The following is a 20,522-nucleotide window of genomic DNA, read 5'->3' as shown; positions in this document are numbered from 1 at the left end:
AAATAGTTGAAAAGTGCACCAGTCCTGTTTAGTCCGTTATATATATACCCGTACCATACTAAACCTGCCTGTTCCGATACAGGGAAATAGTAAGTCCGTTCCTCTTGTATATACACCCGGACTAAACCAAACTGACTTTTAATAATGGAAATCGGGATTATAGCGGTAGCCCTTGCCCTCTTTCACAATCATGCGCTTGTTCACAAGAAACTTGTTAAGTGACACAAGAACATTGCGTCCACGCTCGTAGCCGATACTCGCATAACCCTGTTTCAATGCCGCTATGACATTGGAATAGCCTTGTACCACCTGCTTGCCGAAACCGTTCTCCAACGCTTCCCGGTGTTGCTGTTCAGTCAGTTCCGTAAGCGGAAAATTCCTGTCCTGCTTAGGTTGTTGGAATACATAATCATCCACGATTTCGGGTAAAGCGTTGTCATTGATACGGAATGCGAACGGGTCAAATTCCCGGTCACGTATGTGCATCGCCTTTACCTCGCTTATGTTGCCGTCCTGCTGGCTTTTCGTGATTTGCAGGACGGTTTCAGCCTTGTTGTTCAGTTCCGTACCGATATGCCCCCTTGTGTTGTCATCCCCCTTGTTCAAATGCAGTACGGTATGGATATGCAGGTTATATCCGCTTGACCAGCGCATCAAGAGGTTGATTAGGTCAGTCGATTCGCTGGGGCTGTTGATGTCATACATCAAGTCACGGATTCCGTCAATGATGAGTAACCCCACATCGGGCATATTTTCAAGCATATAGCCGATAATCTGTTTCCGCTTGTCGGGAGTCTGCTCCCTTAGCACGATGAAAACAAAATCGTCCCTGTCCTTGTCGGTAGGCAGTCCAGCAAGTCGCAAAATACGTTCCATGACCTTGTGGCAATGGTATTTGCTCTGCTCGGTATCTACATAGAGGATTTTCCGTTTGTTCGGTGGCAGGTATGCCGAATACTTCAGTACCTCATCATTCTTCAACGCTGCCGCAACGATAGCGGAAATGTTGAATGTCTTTTTACTCTTGGCTTTGCCTGTGGATGCGCTGAAATTACCCAGCGTGCCAATGGTAGAGCCGTTCACCCAGAGTATTTCGGGCGGCACTTCGTAAGTGTCCGTTACCTTTAGATGAATGGTTTTCCAAAGGGCTGCGAAATCCTCTTTCTGCATGGTAACACCCTGCCCGGCTTCTGTCGCTTTTCTATTTTCCATAGCCGTTATTTCTTTAGAGGACGGTTAAGGATATACTTCTGCGCTTCCTGCTCTATCTGCGCCTGCGTCTTGACCGGATTCTGACGCAACCATGCTTCCAACTCCGCTTTCTCAAAATAAAGCATTTTGCCCTGCGGCTTGTAATGGGGTATCAAGTTACCCGAAGTCAGCTTGTACAGGTAACTTTTAGAAAGGTTCAAGAACTTGCTCGCTTCATCGAAGCTAAGCACGTTCTTTGAAAGGAACAACATCTTTTCGAGTTCGGAAACTCTTAACTCTAAATCTCTTTCCATATTGTTTAGGAATTTAGGTGAAACAATATGAAGGTGCGCACCCTCGTTTTTTTGTTAACGGGGGCAAAGTTAAGAGCTTGAAAATGAAGTCTAATTGACCTTTGTTTGAGCGTTCAATCTATGCTCAACCTTTTTGCAGTTGTTTGATGTATTTGTCTATGATTTCATATCCTTTCGGATAGATGTTTTTCGCTTGGTCTGTCGCACTCGACAGGTCAGTACGTGTAAGCGGTTCACCTTTTATCTTCTTCAATATCAGCTTATTGTTTGCTATGACAGACTGCCATTCATAAACGATGTAATTATAACAGCTAAGTTGCATCATAAGATAGGCTAACAGACGGGTATTATTAACTTTCAATACCCCATTCAGTTTGCAGTTGAAAAAATCGGTAAGTATTTTGGCGCTGACGGTAGTAGTAAACATATTCGCTTCATTCACACAGTCGGTCAGAAGTTTGATTTCATTAGCTTTCAACGTGGACTTGAAAGGATTGCTTTTGCCCACAATCTTGGTTGGATTAGTATCTGCACTTTCCTCTTTCTCTTTTGGCAAGGCTTGCTCTTGGATGGCAACCGCATCTGTATGGTAATTGCTTTCCTGTTCTTGCAGATAGCGCAAATATTTGGAAAGCACGACAAGATTAACGATAATGGACAAATAAGGAAGCCGCCCATCATAACAGGACGGTTCATGCAAATATGCATCCATATCAAAATCAGAGCAGCGGAAACCGATATATTTTTTTCTTTCATCAGAATTCAAGTCCTCAAAATAACCACTTTCCCACAAAAAATCGGGAATATCCATATCCAATACAATGTTACGCACGACACGGTATTTTTGTTGGATGGCTACAATATTTTCAGTCACACGGAAAATTTCTTGCCGCAAATAATCCTTTAGCTGGGCTTGCGTCAAATATTCACGTTTTAAAAATAGTGCATCTACTTTAGTTTTATAGTCATGCGCTATACAACTATCTAATATCTTCTGTATTTCTCTGAAATTGGTTTCTATATGATTTTCCATAATCGTGTGCCTTTAAACGTTCTTACTACAAATATAAGGTAAGAATCTCACTTTTCCCGAAAACATCGGCAATAATAAGGAAGAAAAGATAAGGTAATAGTTAAGAAATTATAAAGATACAGGGAGAAAAATTATAAAAGTACACCTTTTCTTTGTATTCGTCATTCAGTACACATTTAGTACGCCCCATAAAAGCAGAAAACCCTGATAATTAAGTAATTATCAGGGTTTATTCGTACCCAGAGCCGGGATCGAACCGGCATGGAAGTGAATCCACTGGTGTTTGAGACCAGCGCGTCTACCAATTCCGCCATCTGGGCATCTGCTTTTTTGCTAATGCGTTGCAAAGGTACGCATAATTTTCATACATGCAAGCATTCGGGGTATTTTTTTCAAATATTCTTTGAGAAAAATCTAATAATACTTTATATGAGAATAAATCCCGGATTATTTCGTTAACTTTGTAAGAGTATAATTAAAAACAACCTGTATATCATGAAAGATAATTATTGCGTTATCATGGGTGGAGGGATTGGCAGTCGCTTCTGGCCTTTTAGCAGAGAAAGTTATCCAAAACAATTTCTTGATTTCTTTGGAACTGGCCGTTCCCTGTTGCAAATGACTTTCGATCGTTTTTCCAAGATTATTCCGATTGAAAATATTTTTATTGTAACGAATGAAGCTTACGCCGACCTGATCAAAGAACAATTACCCGAATTGAGGGAAGACCAGATCCTGCTGGAGCCGGCACGTAGAAATACAGCTCCCTGTATTGCTTACGCTGCTTACCATATAAAAGCATGCAATCCGAATGCCAATATCGTTGTCGCTCCTTCCGATCATCTGATTCTGAAAGAAGATGTTTTTCTGAAAGATGTTCAGAAAGGATTGGATTTTGTGAAGAATAATAATGCACTGGTAACATTAGGTATCAAGCCGAGTCGTCCGGAAACAGGTTATGGTTATATTCAGAGTAGTGATTCTATGCTGGGCGAATTTACCAAAGTAAAAACCTTTACGGAGAAGCCGAACCTGGAATTGGCGAAGGTCTTTTATGAAAGCGGCGAGTTTTTTTGGAACTCAGGTCTGTTCCTGTGGAATGTAAATGCCATACTGGATGCGTTTGCCAAATATCTTCCGGATATTGCCGTTCGTTTTGATTTGGGGAAAGACAAATTCAATACTGAGAACGAACGTGAATTTATCCGTGAAAATTTCCCTTATTGCCTGAAGATATCTATCGATTATGGTATCATGGAAAAGGCGGATAATGTGTATATGCTGTGTACTGATTTCGGTTGGGCTGACCTGGGTACCTGGGGATCGTTGTTCGAGCTGGCACCGAAAGATGAAAATAATAATGCAGTATTGAAGAATAGTAATGCGCTGCTTTATGAAAGTTCAGGGAATGTGATTGCCGTAGGTAATTCAAAAAGACTGGCTGTCATTCAAGGTGTAGAAGACTGTATCGTCGCTGAATCAGGCAATGTATTGCTTATTTGTAAGAAAGATGACGAACAGCGTATCAAGCAGTTTGTGGCGGATGCGCAGATAAAATTCGGGAAAGAATTTAATTAAACCATTTCTTTCCCAAATAATGTACGGGATACCAGGCGGCCATTAACCCGATGGCCGCTACCGTAATAAACGCAACGAGAAGATCGGTGAATACGACCCGTACGGGATAAGCATCGATGACAAAAGCACCTGCTGTCTGTCCCAGTTTGATAAATCCGAAATGTTGTTGCAGGAGACATAATACCAGACCGATCACAATTCCTATCACTGCCCCGAAACCGGATATCATCCAGCCTTCAAATAAAAAGATACGACGGACCAGTTTATCGTCGGCTCCCATATTCTGCAGGGTACGTACGTCGTCTTTTTTCTCGATCATCAGCATGGACAGGGAACCTACCACATTAAATAAGGCAATTGCCAGGATAAATGAAAGGATCAGAAAGGTCATCCATTTTTCTACCTGCATCATCTTAAAGGAGGCTTCCTGCTGTTCATAGCGATCCTGTACAATGAACCGGTCGCCTAAAAGCGCTTTTATCTGTTTCTTAGCCGAAGAGATATCTACACCGTCTGCAAGTTTCAGTTCGATGGAGCTGACCTCCTTGTCATATTTGAGCAATTGGCGCACCAGTGAAATAGGGAGTATCATATACCCTTCGTCATATACCTGTTGGTTGATCAGGAACACGCCGCCTATGTAAGCATATTCCTGGTTAAAAGAAGATGCCGGATTGGATAGATTAACCTTTTCATCCCGTTTGGGAACATATATCTCCAAAGGTGAAGCAAATCCCGGTTTGGCACCCAGTTTGGCAGACAGTCCGACACCTAATGTCGCATAATCGGCGACTTCATCTTTCAGTATGAAACTGCCGTCTATCAGTATGCTGTCGATCAGTGTCAGATGGCTGAAGTTTTCATCGACTCCTTTGATGACGGCGATGTCCTGGCGGTCGTGATAGCGAACCAGGGCATTGTCCTGGAGGACTTCTCCGAACCAGGCAATATCCGGTAACTGTTTTACTTTCTGAAATTCGGCTGTAGTCGGATCGAAAACCTTGCCGGTACGCGGACTGATCTTCAGTTCCGGATCGAAACTGCTGAACATACCTGCTACCAGGTCGTTGAATCCGTTATAGACCGACAGTGCACAAACGACTGCAATCGTTGCAACGACCACGCCGCAAACACATACCATCGAAATTATGTTGATGGCATTGTGGGATTTCTTCGAAAAGAGGTACCGCCGGGCTATATAAAACGGAAGATTCAAAGCTTGATTTTCTTATTTCTGCAACAGTTTGTCGATGTTTTCAATATAATCCAGCGAATCGTCGATGAAGAAACTCAGTTCCGGAATGATGCGGACCTGTTTTCCTATACGTTTACCCAGTTCGAATCGGATCGCTTTGGTATTCGTGCGGATCGCTTCAAGCAGTTCCTGGCCTTTTTCAGAAGGGAATATGCTCAGATAAGCTTTGGCTACGCCCAGGTCGGGACTGACACGCACGGCACTAACAGAAATCAATGTACCCGGCATTGCCTGGGTCTGTTTCTGGAAAATATCGCCTAATTCTTTCTGAATCAGACGACCTATCTTATTCAGTCTTGTACTTTCCATATCGTTCTCAATTTATTTTTTCCATATCATTGTCAGACCGTCTCGAAGCGGAAGGATCACTTTCTCCACCCGTGGGTCTTCCTTTATTTTATCATTAAAACTAAGTATCCCGATGGTTTGTTTATCCGACGGGTGAGGTTTTTCCAAAACTTTCCCATCCCACAGGGTATTATCGGCGAGAATCAGTCCGCCCGGGCGGACTTTGGGAAATACCAGGTCATAATAATCGGAGTACAAACGTTTGTCGGCATCGATAAATACCAGGTCGAATGTCTCGTCCAGTTCCGGTATGATCTCCATAGCATCACCGATGTGCAATCTTATTTTAGCCTTATGAGGAGAGCGGGAGAGGTATTTCATGATGAAATCTTCCATCTCGTCGTTGATCTCCAGCGTGTGGATCAAAGCGTCATCTTCGGTTCCTTCTGCCATACAAAGTGTGGCATAGCCCGTATAGGTACCGATCTCCAGTACACGATGGGGGCGAAGCATGCGGCAAAACATTTTCAGTATACGTCCCTGCAGATGTCCGGACAACATACGCGGACGCAGCAAATTCACATTGGCATCCCGGTTCAGGGCGGATAACAATGCGCCTTCTTCGTCGCTATGAGAGAGAATGTATTCGTCTAATGTCATTTGCTACACCTTTTTCGGTTTTATTTTATTTATTCTTTGAAGGTCGGGAGGGAATATTTACTTCCTGCGTCCAGTACTTTTCCTACGTTATTGATTTCGAGGAATGTTGTACCGCCGCCTTCGCCGAAGCTACCGCTCAGGTAAGCAACCATGTCGTTACGTGTGATACGTCCGCTCTTGATCAGTTCGTTCAGTGCACTGTAGAAATATCCGCGGCGGCTGTCATCCCACGGCTGATAAACTGCCCATACGCCGTATGATAAAGAAAGCATGCGGGTTACGCGTGAGTTGTAGCAGATAGCAAATACAGTAGATGTGCCACGGAAAGCTGCCAGGTAACGTGCTGTACGTCCGGTGTGGCTGTCAGTGATGATTGCCTTTACATGTAATTTGTTGGATGATTTTACAGCTTGTTTTGCCAGGAATGAAGTAACATCCAGGTCATTTCCTTCGATAGGGACACGGATATCATTTGCTGCCAGTTTGGTCTTTTCTGCTTCGCGGGCAACTTTAGTCATTGTCTGTACTGCCTCCAACGGATATTTACCGTAAGCTGTTTCGCCGCTAAGCATCAACGCATCTGTGCGATAATAGATGGCGTTGGCGATATCAGTTACTTCCGCACGGGTAGGACGTGGGTTCTTGATCATGGAGTGAAGCATTTGGGTCGCAACGATCACAGGTTTTTTCACTTCCACACATTTGCGGATCAATACGCGCTGGATTCCCGGAATCTTTTCTGCCGGCACTTCGATACCCAGGTCGCCACGGGCGATCATGATACCGTAAGCTACTTCCAGGATCTCGTCGATGTTGTCGACGCCTTCCTGATTCTCGATCTTGGCAATGATCTTGATCGGGCTTTTATGTTCGTCCAAAATGTGTTGGATATCCAATACGTCCTGTTTGTTTCTTACGAAAGAATGTGCGATGAAATCGAGGTCGTTCTCGATAGCCCAAAGGATATTCTTACGGTCTTTGTCTGTCAAGGAAGGGAGGTTGATACGTACACCGGGCACATTCACGCTCTTGCGGCTTCCCAGTGTAGCGTCATTTTCCACTTCGCAGACCAGGTAGTCGTCATGTTTCTCGATCACCTTCAGCTCCAGGTCGCCATCGTCGATCAGCACATCGCTGCCGACCGTCAAGTCTCCGACAAAATTCCTGTATGAAACATATATACAATCATGCGTAGTCTCTTTATCCGGGTCGCCCATGATCTTAACGGTTTCGCCGGTAGTGAAAGGTATTGGCTCGCTGGCCGTTGTAGTACGGACTTCCGGCCCTTTGGTGTCCATCAATATACCGATGCGGTCAGACACTTCGCGTACATTTGTAACAACACGGTTCAAACCTTCTTCCATCATGTGGGCCGTATTCAGGCGCACAACATTCATTCCTGCGTTGTATAATGAGCGGACGAACTCCACATCACAACGTTGATCAGAAATTGTAGCAACAATCTTCGTATGCTTTAACATATACCTTAAATATTATAACCTATTATTTACCTTTTTCGAATTGTATAAGCGCTTCGAGCGCCAAACGGTATGAATCTAGTCCGAATCCCAGGATCACTCCTTTGCAGGCTGCCGATATCATCGATACATGACGGAACGATTCGCGTGCATGTACATTCGAGATGTGTACTTCTATTACCGGAGTAGTCACTGATTTTATGGCATCGTGCAATGCGATGGATGTATGTGTATATGCTCCCGCATTCATTATAATACCATCGTATTCAAAACCCACTTCGTGGATCTTGTTAATCATTTCACCTTCTATATTACTCTGAAAGTAAGCTATTTCGCATTGCGGGTATCGGGCACGTAACTCGTCCAAATATCCTTCGAAAGAAGCATTACCATATACTGTTGGCTCACGTTTGCCCAACAGGTTAAGATTAGGACCATTAATAATCTGAATCTTCTTCATTTGCTGTAACTTTATTACCTTTGCACCACCTGGTACGGGCTGAAAAATATCCGGCAAAGGTAGTGATTTTATTTGACACATACATAATGACCTGTGTACAATGCAACAAGGAAAAGATATAATCAGCAAGTATAAGACCTGGCTCCGGCTGGAAAAGTCTCTATCTGCCAACTCGATAGATGCTTACCTGACTGATCTGGATAAACTGACCCGCTTTATAGAAAATGAGGGGAAAGAGTATACCGACATTACTTATCAGGATTTACAGCAGTTCGTTGCCCAGTTGCGCGACATCGGCATACACCCGCGTTCGCAGGCCCGGATTATCTCCGGTATAAAGTCGTTTTACCGCTTCATGCTACTGGACGAGTATATAACAGTTGACCCGACGGAATTGTTGGAGTCGCCGAAGATTGGATTGAAACTTCCCGAAGTGTTGACAGTCAATGAAATAAATAATATATTGGACTCCATCGATCTTTCTCTGCCGGAAGGACAGCGTAACCGGGCGATGCTGGAGGTATTATACAGTTGCGGTCTGCGTGTTTCAGAGTTGATCACTTTGCGTTATTCGGATGTTTATTTCGATGAAGGATTTATCCGGGTGGAAGGAAAAGGCAGTAAACAACGGCTGGTTCCGATCTCCGATACGGCTATCCGTGAGATAAAGAACTATCTGTTGGATCGTAACTTGATGGTAGTGAAGAAAGGGTTTGAAGATATTCTGTTTCTGAGCCGCCGGGGAACGGCTCTTTCCCGCATCATGGTCTTTCATATTATCAAACAACAGACAGAGATGGCAGGTGTCCATAAAAATGTCAGTCCCCATACATTCAGGCATTCTTTTGCCACCCATCTGCTGGAAGGTGGCGCCAATCTCCGTGCCATCCAGGATATGCTGGGACATGAAAAGATAACGACAACGGAAATATATACCCATATCGACCGCCAGTTTCTGCGCAAAGAAATACTGGAACATCATCCCCGGAGCCATCGCCGGGAATGATGTCTTTTACTTTTCTTCTTCCGGGTTACGGATGCGGTTTATCCTTTCGATCAGCTCGTCTCCTAGTGCCCGTTTGGTGCTGATATGTTCTTTCACGGCTGTGACGAACGGGTTTTGCTCGAATGCTCCGCGTACGATTTCGAAATCCTCTTCTTTTTCTTTGCGGGTGCCGTCTACACCGAAGCCGGTCATTGAGGTGAGGGAAAATTCTTTTTTAGCATCTTTATAAAGGAGTTCGTCCAAACCGATAACGGATGATTTCCATATTTCGACCAGTTCGATGATCTTATCGGCGGTAATCTTGCTGAGGCTAATGCCGTAGTATTCTTCTATCTTTTGGTAAGCCCATGTCCATTCCATGTCATAGTATGAGCGGTGCATAAGATGGAAGAAAGCCTCCGCCCTCTCCAGGGAGTTTATTTCACCGCTCTCGATATGCTCGATCAAACTGTCCAGTTGATCTTTGGGAAGGATCAATCCGGAAAGGTCGACCCATTCGCCAGTCCCTTCGGCAGTAGTAGGGACCAGTTGCCTGCGGACTTCTTCGATGTCGCGGAAGGGAGTTCCTTCCAGACGTTTGATAAGCGAATTTCCTAAAAACTTGTTGATAGCCATTCTATAGAACTTCAGTGCATTTTGCAGAGAAGAACCTTTGATGCGGGTATTTTGATAATAATATATTTCCGAAGTCTCTCCGACAAGCGTTTGCAGGTTTGTCAGGATATCGACAGCCTTTAGCATCTTCCGGATCGTATATGGGCTTAACAGATTGTAGTTAATCATATCCAGCTGGTTCGGATCGGTGCGTTTATCGCGCTTCGGCCATTTTTGGGCATCACGGATCGTACCGACACTCCGCAGGTTTACGCCCGGCACCAGATAAGTCTCGTCATCTTTCTCTATCAGATAAGAGAAAGGCATGTCGGAGGTGTCGCTATGATGGTGATGTCGTCCCATAACCAGGGAGAATGCTCCGATGCGTGCCGGCCAAAGAATATATGAATCGCTGGTTGTTTTGGAGCCTCTTTCCACGATACCCTGATGGATCGGACCGAGTTTGTACATATGGTTGCTTTGGTTCGAACCGCTTCCGGCGTTCAGGAATGAATACATACCGGCGATCAGCAGGCTGCTTTTATGCATGGAAACGGTGAACGGGCCGGCGAAGATGGCGCAGGCTTCCCCGTTTTCAAAGGAACAGTTACTGAACAACAGGGAATCGTGAGCCGAAAAGTTATGTGTTACGTGGCATGCCTGCCCGATAAAACAGCGGATGATCTTCGCCGCATCGGCAATCACGGCACCTGATGAGATGATAAAATCCTGGGCGATCACACTGTCGCCGATATATACAGGGGCTTCTTCGTTACTATTCACCGTCCCGTTTTCCAGGCGTGTACAATTTTCCAAGGTCGCATGCTTGCCTATATTGACATTCCGGATTGTTCCGGTGTTGATTATCCGAGTGTTCTCTCCGATTGTACCGTGGTCGGAAGTGACGCTTTTAGTATAACCGGCAATCAGTTCCTGCAATCGTTCGATCAGTTTCGGGCGGTGGCGGTAAAGTGCGATCACATAAGCCATCGGTGCTGAAAGCCAGTCGTAGATAGGGACCTCTCGTCCTCCCGTCTCGTTCAGTACCGAAACCGGTATATTATTACCGAAGGAACTTTCTCCGTCAACTACAATCACATTGACATTTTCTATAAAACAATTGTCCTTGATGCGGTAGTTCGCGATATAATTGTGTGTATTCTCGATCAACACATTATCACCCAGCATGCAGTTATGCAAGGTCGCATTTTTTAGACCGCTATGCTTCCTGATCCCGCCCGGCAGAGTGAATTTCTTTTCAAAAATACCGAGGACGACAGTGCCGGAGAAATGTACGTTATGAATATACTGTGTACCGAAAGCAACAGGGACTATAACATTTTCCCAGTTTTCTGCATGGCAGCCCTGAGATTGCAGGAGCGCAATCTCTTCCGGCCGCAGGTTTCTGATTTTTTCCATTGGTCAACTTATTAATAATCTTCTTGCCTATTCCTCGTCGTACTGCTGGAAGAGGAAATCGTTGTAGGGGAAGCGGGTGATATGTATCTGTTTAACCCGTTCGTATAATAATGCTTTCAGCGCATCTATGTTGGTGCGTTCTTTGGCTGAGATAAAGATACAGTTGTCCTGTAGCTTATTCATCCAGGTACGTTTCAGTTCGTCGAGGTCGATATTCTCCCGTGTTCGTGGTGTCAGGTCATCTTCTTCTTTGGGAGTGAAGGTGAATGCGTCGACTTTGTTGAATACCATGATCATCGGCTTCTCCGTTTTGTCGATTTCCGCTAGTGTCTTGTTTACGACTTCGATCTGTTCTTCAAAAGTCGGATGGGAAATATCCACTACATGGACCAGTAGATCGGCTTCGCGCACCTCGTCGAGTGTTGATTTAAACGATTCCACCAGTTCGGTAGGTAATTTGCGGATAAAACCGACCGTGTCTGACAACAGGAACGGCAGGTTTTCAACGATTACTTTTCTGACAGTGGTGTCGAGCGTGGCGAACAATTTGTTTTCGGCAAACACATCGCTTTTGCTCAGTTGGTTCATCAACGTGGATTTACCGACGTTGGTATAGCCCACCAGTGCGACACGGACCATCTTGCCACGATTCTTTCGCTGTACACTTTTCTGTTTGTCGATATCCACCAGGTCGCGTTTCAGCTTGGCAATCTTATCCAGGATGATACGTTTGTCGGTTTCCAGCTGGGTTTCACCCGGTCCGCGCATACCAACACCACCACGCTGGCGTTCCAGGTGGGTCCACAAGCGGGTCAGGCGCGGAAGCATGTATTTATATTGTGCCAGTTCGACCTGCGTTTTTGCATGGGCTGTTTGGGCACGGCTGGCGAATATGTCGAGTATCAGGCTGGTACGGTCGAGTATTTTCACCTGGAGTTCTTTTTCAATATTACGAAGCTGCTTCGGTGAGAGTTCGTCGTCGAAGATAACCAGTCCGATTTCATTCTCGACCACGTATTCTTTGATCTCCTGTAATTTACCGGTACCGACAAATGTGACGGGATTCGGATAATCTAGTTTCTGATAAAACTTTTTGACAGCATCTGCTCCGGCCGTATCGGCAAGGAATGCCAGTTCGTCCAGATATTCTTTTACTTTCTGTTCGTTTTGCTCGGGGGTAATTAAACCGACGAGCACAGCTTTTTCAGTTTTTGCTTCTGATATGATAAATTCTTTCATGCAGCAAAGATAATCATTTCAATTATTTCTTTATATTTGCAAACATAATAACGATCAAAATAGTTTAGCTATGAAAAAGAAACATTTACGTATGTTTCGGCGCATCTTTGCCGGAACAGCCATTCTGGCAATTTTAGTGCCTGTCCGGGCACAAGTGTCTAATCCGTCTGCATGGGGTGATTTCGTGAAAGGAAGCGGGAATGCGTTGGTTGTCGATACGATTAGGCGGCAAACATTTCGACAGCATCCCGAAGATAACTGGGAATATGTAACGAATGGAGAAACGGTTTTGCCGGATGGTACAACTACACTTCAGATACCTTTAGGTGGAACTGTCTCTTTTACTTCCTTCTCTACTGAGGGATATAAAGATGTTGTGATCAGGTTTCGTTGTGCCGGTGACAAGCTGGTCGATGGAGCGGATTTATCTGCCCGTTATTTAACAGAAGAAGGGGAGCTGACAAAAGTGTTATATGCTCCGAAGGTTAAACCTGATAAGGAGGACAATTGGTTTAATTATAAAGTTTTTCAAATAGAAGGGTCTCCTTCTTCTCTTGAGTTGTATGCTGAAAAGCCCGCTGTTGGCTCTAAAGATGGGGTTTATCTGGTAAATAGTTTTTCTGTCCATGGTCAAATTCCAGAATATTCTTTCTTCTCAGGAAAAGGAAATTGGAATGATGCGATTTGTTGGTCGAATCTTCCCCCTTTACGTCGTCGCTGTGCGCTCATCTCCGGAACAGCAACTATCAACTCTTTCATTGAGTGCCAAACTGCATCGCTAGGTAACGGTGGTAACTTGACTATCACAGAAAACGGCCATTTCATCGTGAATAACCTCTTCCTGCATAGCACTGACAATCGACCGACAGCTACTGACTTCTCACTGACAGTGCAAGGCAAACTATCTGTAAAAGAGAGTGTAAGCCTTCAGCATACTTTCCCCGAAAAAGCTAAATGGTATTTCCTCTCTTTCCCTTTCGATGTCTATCTGAAGGAGATCGATAACCGCTTCCAATTGAAGGATGAGCAATTTACAGGTAACGGCAATTACTTCTATGTACAAATGTACAATGGTGATAAGCGGTCCTCTACTCAAACACCGACAGGAAACTGGGAGGTCTTCTCTATTCCTGTTTCTTCAGATAACCCCCTTGTTTTTGAAAGAGGAAAAGGTTATTTAGTCGCATTGGATGCGGCAGCTTCTGATAATACATTAACCTTTTCCGTTGAGGGAGAAAATATACCTGAGGATTTCGGAAAGGCGGTTTCCATTCCTGTCAATGTCGCTTCGTCTATGGATGCAGGTGATGATAACAGTGGTTGGTATCTTTGTGGTAACCCTTTGCCCGCTTCATTAAAACTGTCTCAGATACAGCCTGATCCGGCACTCGACGGAAACATTTATCTATATGATGGAAAGAACTATGCCCCTTATGCAATAGGCAGCAATTATGAACTTCCCCCCTTGGCTGCCTTTTTCGTTAAAGCGAGTGCCACAACTGAACTGACTGTTACGAATGAACCGTCTACCGCAAAGGCAGTGTTGCTAAAATCCGGTTATCCTTTGCGTTCTGAACTGACGGAGCCGATAAATGTTAAAACTCAGCTGTTAAAAATAAGAAAAGAAAACGAGACGAGTATTTTAAAAGGTAATGTGCTCTATCTGAGTGGATTTTCGTCTGTCGGGAAACTGAAAGTGGTCGATGTCACGGGACAACTTGTATATTCCTGTCCGGTACCGCAAGGTTCGTCTGTGCAATCATTACCTCTTCGGGGCGGTTTGTATATACTGATTATTGAAGCTGGTGGTTATCGTGCCCAACACAAATGCGTTCTGGCCCAATGATAAAATAAACTATCTTGTATCTTTGCCTGTTGAAAAGTAAAAAAAAGAATCCGTTATGAAGAGAATTAATATTACAACCGGCGTTCTGCTTGTCTACCTGTTTGTTATGTGTGTATGGGGATGGCCCGGAAAACAGCCGGATCCGGATTGGGTACAGTATTTTTCGGTCCTGGGAGTTTCCCTGTTCGTTATCTTCCTACTGCGCTATCTGCAGGTCAAACGTATGAAGATGCGGAAAAAGTGGAAAGAAGAGAACGAGACAAAATAAAATAAAAAAAGGTGCGCCCTCATCATAGTGTGCGCTTTCCCCACTATTTTCATAGTTGTGGGGAATTATCCCCATCTAAGTGGGGAGTTTTCCCCTTCTTTGTGGGTTCTTTCCCCCATCCCAATGGGGAAAGATTCCCACAGTGATGGGTAGAATAGGGTACTGAACTTTATATTCTTGCTGAAGCAGGGAAGATAGGTTTTGTCATTCGGAGTAAAAAAGAGATTATAGTGTATTTAATACTTATTAACGCCTTTTCTGTTGCAATTATACGAATTATTCGTAGATTTGCGATACAATCGTAAATTGATAAGAATCATGGAAAAATTGACAATGCAGGAAGAAGAGGTAATGCGCTTGATTTGGCAGATTGGTCCTTGTTTCGTAAAAGAGATACTGGCGAAATATGCAGATCCGAAACCCCCTTATACAACGCTTGCTTCTATTGTAAAGAATTTGGAACGAAAGAAGTATGTGAAGAACAAACGTTATGGAAATACGTATGAATACACTCCGTTGATCCCGGAAAGTGAATACAAACGTACTTTTATGAGCGGAGTAGTTCGTAATTACTTTGAGAACTCGTACAAGGAAATGGTCTCTTTCTTTGCCAAAGATCAGAAGATTTCGGCTGATGACCTGAAAGATATCATCGATCTGATAGAAAAAGGAAAAGAATAAACCTTATAAACACCTTATTACCATGACACCGGAATTTGCCTACTTTTTGAAGGTGAATGTAGCCTTTGTACTCTTTTATGCCTTCTACCGTCTGCTCTTTTACAAGGACACGTTCTTTAAGTTGCGTCGGGTCTCCCTCCTTGCTTTCTTTGGCCTCGCATTGCTTTATCCGTTGCTGAATATTCAGGAGTGGGTGAAAGAACAGGAACCAATGACGGAAGTGATCATGATGTATTCGGCGATGATGCCGGAAGTTACCATCACCCCCGAAACGGTCGTTAAGACAGACTGGAAAGCCGTGATGCTTTCCGCAAGTTCGTATATTTACTGGAGTGTCGTGGCCCTTTTACTAGTCCGTTTCTTTGTGCAGTTGACCAGCATCCTGCTGTTGGCATACCGTAGTAAACGGACTCTTATTCATGGTGTCCTGGTTTATCGGCTCGATAAACCCGCCGGACCCTTTTCGTTCTTCCAAATGATATTCATACATCCGGAAAGCCATTCGGAGAAAGAGATAGATGAAATACTTACACACGAATGTACCCATGTATTCCAATGGCATTCGATAGACGTGATGATTTGCGAGCTGATTACTGTCGTATGTTGGGTGAACCCTTTTGCGTGGCTTTTGAAACGCGAGGTGCGCCATAACCTGGAATATCTGGCAGACAATACCGTTATCCAATCCGGATACGACTGCAAGAGCTATCAGTACCATCTACTGGGACTTGCCCATCATTATCAGGCTGCAGCAACATTATATAATAGTTTTAATGTATTACATCTAAAAAACAGAATTAGTATGATGAACAAAAAGAGATCCCACGGGATCGGAAGAACAAAATACCTGATATTCATTCCTTTGGCAGTATTCCTGATGCTGCTGAGCAACATCGAGGCAGTAGCCCGTATTACAAAGGAAATAGCAGCCGATGCTGTTGCCGATGTAAAGGAAGCTACCGAGGTGATGATCACTCAAGGGGATAATGTGAAAGTGACAGGTCAGGTAATCGATGATTTTAACGGACCGGTTATCGGTGCGTCAGTGATAATCAAAGGAACCAATGTCGGTACGATTACCGATACCAAAGGTAACTTTACTCTTGAAACAACAAAAGATGCCGTTCTTAGTTTTTCTTTCCCTGGAATGAAACCGAAAGAGGTTGCGGTAAAGGATGTGTTGGGTAACCTGAAAGTACAGCTGTATCCGGACGGAAGCATACAAAGAACGCAACCGACTACGGGAACTGCTCCTGCTGCCTCTCCTAAGCCTAGAACATCAACGGACCAGGTATTTACGGTAGTAGAAGTTATGCCGGAGTTTCCGGGTGGACAAGAAGCTCTATTGCAATTTCTGGCAAAAACCGTTAAATATCCGGTAATCGCCCAGGAAAATGGAATCCAGGGACGTGTGACGGCTTCTTTTATTGTAGAGAAAGATGGTTCGGTGACGGATATAGAAGTGATTCGTGGTGTAGATCCGTCGCTCGATAAAGAAGCTATCAGGGTACTTTCTACAATGCCGAAATGGACGCCCGGAAAGCAACGGGGACAAGATGTGGCTGTTAAATATACCGTACCGGTCACTTTCCGTTTGCAAGGAAAGGATGCCCCTGATTCCGGAGGAAACAAGCAAGAAAAACAAGAGTTGCAGGGAAAAGATGCCGAGAATGAAATAGTTGTTGTCGGTTATGGCGAGCAAAAGGAGACTACAGTTTCCGATCAGGTGTTTGTAATGGTAGAGAAGATGCCGCAGTATCCGGGCGGAGATGCAGCTCTCACTCGTTTTATCGCAAATACAGTACAGTATCCGGTGAGTGCTCAGCAAAACGGCATACAAGGACGTGTTGTTTGTTCATTCATTATCAATCCGGATGGAAGTGTCAGTGATGCGGAAGTGATCCAGGGGGTCGATCCCGCTCTTGACAAAGAGGCTTTACGTGTAATAGGTCAGATGCCTAAATGGATTCCGGGCATGCAGCGCGGAAAGGCTGTAAAAGTAAAATATACGACTCCTGTGACGTTCAGATTGCAGTAATCATTTAATACATACGAGCGGATGATGCACAAATATATTGTTTTGCTTCTTCTCAGTGTCCTGTCCCTTATGGGGCAGGCACAGAGTGTATCGCTTCAGGAACTGGTGAATAAGAAGAAATTTCCGGAAGTGATTGCCCTGGCCGATAGCCTTACTCCGGCAGATTCTGCCGATTATGTTACTATGTCGGCTATCGGCCAGGCTTACGAAGGTATCTTGGAGTATGATAAGGCTTACCGGTATTATCAGTATTGTCTGCAAATGGATACGACGAACGCAGATGCTTTCACTTCCGTAGCCCGGGTGGCGATGAATCTGGGAAAAGCATCGGTAGCTAAAGATTGTTTCCTGAAAGTTTTGGAAGCGGACAGTACGGACTTTTATGCTAATTATCAACTGGCGCGTCTGTATTCGCAGATCGGTGATTATGAGAATGCTGTCCTGCAGTTCAACGTCTTACGCGATCAGGACACGACGAAGGTAAATCCTGTTATCTACCGGAATATTGCCGATTGTTATATGAAGATGAATTCCGTACCGGCAGCTACGATCTGTTATTATCAAGCCTATAATGTGAACCGTGAAAATGCCGGCCTTGCAAGTGCGCTGGTCAATTGTCTGTACCGGTTGGGCGGCCCGAACGTACTGGACGGTCTGGCTGTTTGCGATACGGCTTTGTTTTATAATCCCGGCAATCAGTCCCTGCGTCGCAGCAAGGCGATGGGGTTCTATATGAATAAGCAGTATGCCACAGCCGATACCTTATACCAGGATCTGTTGGCGGAAGGCGATACCTCTTTTCTTACCTTGAAATATGGTGGTGCTTCGCGTTATCTGTCGGGACGTGCCATGGATGCGATCGACTTGTTGGAATGGGCTTACCGGAAAGATACGACAGATGTAGAAACAAATTTGTTGTTGGGAGCCGCTTTGGGGAAGACATACGATCGTAAACGTGCTTACCAGTTGTTCGACCAGGCTGAACAGTTGATGCAGCCGAATGAGGCTTTGGTCAATTTGTTGTTGACCTCCCGTGCCGAGACCTTATGGAAAGACGGGCGTTCGCGGGAAGCTGAAAGGTTGTTGTATAAGGAATGGTTGGCGAATAAAGACCGTTTGGATCTGTTGTTCCGTATCGAACAGAAGTTCTCAAATTGGGGACCGACTTATGACACGGAAGAAGAACGTGATCGTGCCTTATTTGTCAAAGTCACTTTCCTGAAAGAATGTATCCTGACAGGAAAGAAGCTGAAAGGGTTCCATGTATATCGTCCTTTGTTGCAATATATGTATGAAGATGCTTTCTTCAAGAAAAAGGATGAGCTGATTATGATCGCTCCCGACGGTAAGAGGAGTAAGTTGGCGGTGGACGAATTGAAGTCTGTCATCGATCAGTTGCCGGAAACTCCGGAACTCGAAAAGAAACTTCAAAAGCAGATGGAGGACAACTTCAAACAGAGAAAGCAAGCTGCGAATCCTAAGCTGGAGCCTCTCGACGAGAACTCTGAAGCTTTTAAAGCGAGCATGAAGGCTGCAGGAAAATTACACGAGGAACAGAAACTGACAGAAAAGAAATCAGAATAATTAAATAGAACAGATATGCAGAAGTTGATCAGAATGATGAGTACGATGTTATTCATCCTTACCTTTTACGTCTTTACATTACAGTCTCAGGAGCTTTCTTTGCAGGAGTTGGTAAACAGAAAACAGTTTCCGGAGGTGCTTGCTCGCACGGATAGTCTGACGGCGGCAGATTCTTCGAATTATGCAACTATGTCGGCCATCGGGCAGGCTTATGAGGGTATGTTTCGGTATAAAGATGCATATCGTTGTTTTCAGCATTGCCTGTCGATGGATACGACGAATATGGATGCATGGAATGCGCTTGCCCGTGCCGCTATTAATTATGGAAAGATAGCGGAGGCGGAGCGTTGCTACGGGAAAGTACTGGAAGCGGATAGTTTGAACTTTTATGCGAACAATCAACTGGCACGCCTGTATTATCAGTTAGGGGATTACGGGAAGGCGATGGATCACTATCGTACGCTGGCTACGTTTGAGAGCGATAATCCTACCATCCTGGCAGGTCTCGCCGATTGCCATATGAAAAAAGGAGGAATGAATACGCTGATCGCTTTGGAGTTATATGCCCGTGCAATGGAGATCAATCCGGAGAATATCCGTGTCGCTTCTTCCTTGATCAACCTGTTACTGTGGCAGGGAGATGGGAAAGGAGCATTGCAGGTCTGCGATACCGCTTTGTACTATAACCCCGATAACCGACAGATACGGCAGAGCCAGGGGATGGCTTTGTATATGACGAAAAAATACCTGAAAGCGGACACTGTCTACAGCAGTCTGTTGGCGGAAGGAGATTCTTCTTTTATCAATCTAAAATATGCCGGTGCTTCCCGCTATATGTCCGGTCATGCATTGGATGCCGTGGAACCTTTGGAGCTGGCTTATGCAATCGATTCGACTGATGTGGAAACGATTTTGCTTTATGGAGGTACATTAGGTAAAACTTACGACCGGCAGCGGGCATATGAATTATTCGACCAGGCGGAAGAATGTATGAAACCGAAGAAGTTTTTCGTCAATTTGCTGGCTACTTTCAGGGGAAGCGCTTTGGAGCGGGATGGCCGATTCAATGAAGCTGAAAAAGTCTATTATGAAGCCTGGAAGAAAGATCCGACACAGTTGAACCTGTTATATGAAATCAACAAACATTACTGGCTAAGAGATTCGGAGATGTTCGATGATGAGAAACGGTTACAGAAAGCGCTTTTCAGCAAATATATTTACATGACAGAGTTGATGAAGAGAAAGGAACCGAAAGAGAACCTGTTCGGCTTCCGTTATTTCTTGGAAGACTTATACAAAGAGGCTTTCTTCCGGAATATGACGGAGTTGACCATGCTGGCTCCCGACGGTAAAAAAAGCCGGTTGTCCATGCCGGATCTGCAAAACCTCATCAACCAGTTACCCGAACCTTCCGAATTGGAAAAGAAACGGCGCGAACAAATGAAAGCAGCTATGAAGGATTACGAGAAAAAACATAAGAAAGAAATAGCTGCAAGAGATTCGGCAAAGGAAGTTAACGTTGAAGGAAAGGCCGTTAAGCTGGAATGAACGGCAGAACGGAAAGCATACAGTATTAATCGTTAAATCAGT

Annotated in this window: 18 protein-coding genes and 1 tRNA gene; 8 read left to right on the top strand and 11 right to left on the bottom strand. The window is 44.5% G+C overall.

Annotation, left to right across the window (positions count from 1 at the left end; genetic code table 11):
- Positions 1 to 138 precede the first annotated feature (138 nt).
- The 4 genes from P3L47_RS04140 to P3L47_RS04125 form a co-directional block, all read right to left on the bottom strand.
- Positions 139 to 1,212, bottom strand: a complete 1,074-nt coding sequence (locus tag P3L47_RS04140; protein WP_277782767.1) for an AAA family ATPase — start codon at positions 1,210 to 1,212, stop codon at positions 139 to 141.
- Positions 1,213 to 1,217: 5 nt separating this feature from the next.
- Entirely contained in the window at positions 1,218 to 1,505 is a 288-nt protein-coding gene (locus P3L47_RS04135; RefSeq protein WP_004310673.1) for a helix-turn-helix domain-containing protein, read from the bottom strand.
- A gap of 124 nt (positions 1,506 to 1,629) precedes the next feature.
- The gene (locus tag P3L47_RS04130; RefSeq protein ID WP_007479974.1) at positions 1,630 to 2,538 is read right to left on the bottom strand and encodes a hypothetical protein; all 909 of its coding nucleotides are present in this window, start codon (positions 2,536 to 2,538) and stop codon (positions 1,630 to 1,632) included.
- Between the two features lie 236 nt (positions 2,539 to 2,774).
- Positions 2,775 to 2,858: transfer RNA gene (locus P3L47_RS04125), tRNA-Leu, on the bottom strand.
- A 175-nt stretch (positions 2,859 to 3,033) separates the two neighbouring features.
- Between P3L47_RS04125 and P3L47_RS04120 the strand changes: the two genes are divergently transcribed.
- Positions 3,034 to 4,116 carry a mannose-1-phosphate guanylyltransferase gene (locus P3L47_RS04120; protein ID WP_122361334.1) on the top strand — a complete coding sequence of 361 codons (1,083 nt, stop codon included), beginning with the start codon at positions 3,034 to 3,036 and terminating at the stop codon, positions 4,114 to 4,116.
- Here the strand turns inward: P3L47_RS04120 and P3L47_RS04115 are convergent.
- Genes P3L47_RS04115 through aroQ form a run of 5 tightly spaced genes read right to left on the bottom strand, consistent with a single transcriptional unit; the run spans position 4,109 to position 8,257 of the window.
- Positions 4,109 to 5,332, bottom strand: coding sequence for an ABC transporter permease (locus tag P3L47_RS04115; protein ID WP_277782766.1), 1,224 nt, complete (start codon positions 5,330 to 5,332; stop codon positions 4,109 to 4,111). The two genes, P3L47_RS04120 and P3L47_RS04115, sit on opposite strands and share 8 nt — an antisense overlap.
- Before the next feature lie 12 nt (positions 5,333 to 5,344).
- On the bottom strand, positions 5,345 to 5,680 hold the full coding sequence (rbfA, locus tag P3L47_RS04110) for a 30S ribosome-binding factor RbfA (RefSeq protein ID WP_122361332.1): 336 nt from the start codon (positions 5,678 to 5,680) through the stop codon (positions 5,345 to 5,347).
- A gap of 12 nt (positions 5,681 to 5,692) precedes the next feature.
- Positions 5,693 to 6,319, bottom strand: coding sequence for an O-methyltransferase (locus P3L47_RS04105; RefSeq protein ID WP_122361331.1), 627 nt, complete (start codon positions 6,317 to 6,319; stop codon positions 5,693 to 5,695).
- 29 nt (positions 6,320 to 6,348) lie between these two features.
- Positions 6,349 to 7,800, bottom strand: coding sequence for a pyruvate kinase (gene pyk, locus P3L47_RS04100; protein ID WP_122361330.1), 1,452 nt, complete (start codon positions 7,798 to 7,800; stop codon positions 6,349 to 6,351).
- A gap of 22 nt (positions 7,801 to 7,822) precedes the next feature.
- Positions 7,823 to 8,257, bottom strand: coding sequence for a type II 3-dehydroquinate dehydratase (gene aroQ, locus P3L47_RS04095; RefSeq protein WP_122361454.1), 435 nt, complete (start codon positions 8,255 to 8,257; stop codon positions 7,823 to 7,825).
- Positions 8,258 to 8,357: 100 nt separating this feature from the next.
- Between aroQ and xerD the strand changes: the two genes are divergently transcribed.
- Complete coding sequence (gene xerD / locus P3L47_RS04090; RefSeq protein ID WP_122361329.1) at positions 8,358 to 9,263, top strand: site-specific tyrosine recombinase XerD; 906 nt, start codon at positions 8,358 to 8,360, stop codon at positions 9,261 to 9,263.
- Positions 9,264 to 9,269: 6 nt separating this feature from the next.
- Here the strand turns inward: xerD and P3L47_RS04085 are convergent, their stop codons facing one another.
- Both P3L47_RS04085 and hflX read right to left on the bottom strand, forming a co-directional pair.
- Positions 9,270 to 11,276, bottom strand: coding sequence for a DUF4954 family protein (locus P3L47_RS04085; RefSeq protein ID WP_277782765.1), 2,007 nt, complete (start codon positions 11,274 to 11,276; stop codon positions 9,270 to 9,272).
- Positions 11,277 to 11,303: 27 nt separating this feature from the next.
- On the bottom strand, positions 11,304 to 12,515 hold the full coding sequence (hflX, locus tag P3L47_RS04080; RefSeq protein ID WP_277782764.1) for a GTPase HflX: 1,212 nt from the start codon (positions 12,513 to 12,515) through the stop codon (positions 11,304 to 11,306).
- Positions 12,516 to 12,585: 70 nt separating this feature from the next.
- Between hflX and P3L47_RS04075 the strand changes: the two genes are divergently transcribed.
- From P3L47_RS04075 to P3L47_RS04050, 6 genes are all read left to right on the top strand, one after another.
- A complete protein-coding gene (locus P3L47_RS04075) occupies positions 12,586 to 14,361 on the top strand; it encodes a T9SS type A sorting domain-containing protein (RefSeq protein WP_277782763.1) in 1,776 nt (591 codons plus the stop codon).
- Between the two features lie 55 nt (positions 14,362 to 14,416).
- The gene (locus tag P3L47_RS04070) at positions 14,417 to 14,629 is read left to right on the top strand and encodes a hypothetical protein (RefSeq protein WP_277782762.1); all 213 of its coding nucleotides are present in this window, start codon (positions 14,417 to 14,419) and stop codon (positions 14,627 to 14,629) included.
- Between the two features lie 318 nt (positions 14,630 to 14,947).
- Positions 14,948 to 15,310, top strand: a complete 363-nt coding sequence (locus P3L47_RS04065; protein ID WP_122361324.1) for a BlaI/MecI/CopY family transcriptional regulator — start codon at positions 14,948 to 14,950, stop codon at positions 15,308 to 15,310.
- Between the two features lie 22 nt (positions 15,311 to 15,332).
- Positions 15,333 to 17,348, top strand: a complete 2,016-nt coding sequence (locus P3L47_RS04060; protein WP_277782761.1) for a M56 family metallopeptidase — start codon at positions 15,333 to 15,335, stop codon at positions 17,346 to 17,348.
- A 21-nt stretch (positions 17,349 to 17,369) separates the two neighbouring features.
- Positions 17,370 to 18,932 carry a tetratricopeptide repeat protein gene (locus P3L47_RS04055; RefSeq protein WP_277782760.1) on the top strand — a complete coding sequence of 521 codons (1,563 nt, stop codon included), beginning with the start codon at positions 17,370 to 17,372 and terminating at the stop codon, positions 18,930 to 18,932.
- A gap of 15 nt (positions 18,933 to 18,947) precedes the next feature.
- Positions 18,948 to 20,480, top strand: a complete 1,533-nt coding sequence (locus P3L47_RS04050) for a tetratricopeptide repeat protein (protein ID WP_277782759.1) — start codon at positions 18,948 to 18,950, stop codon at positions 20,478 to 20,480.
- The last annotated feature ends 42 nt before the right edge of the window (positions 20,481 to 20,522 follow it).

The organism is Parabacteroides chongii, assembly GCF_029581355.1.
Lineage (GTDB): Bacteria > Bacteroidota > Bacteroidia > Bacteroidales > Tannerellaceae > Parabacteroides > Parabacteroides chongii.
Note: the sequence above shows the minus strand (reverse complement) of the source record. Positions and strands in the feature narration are given on the sequence as shown.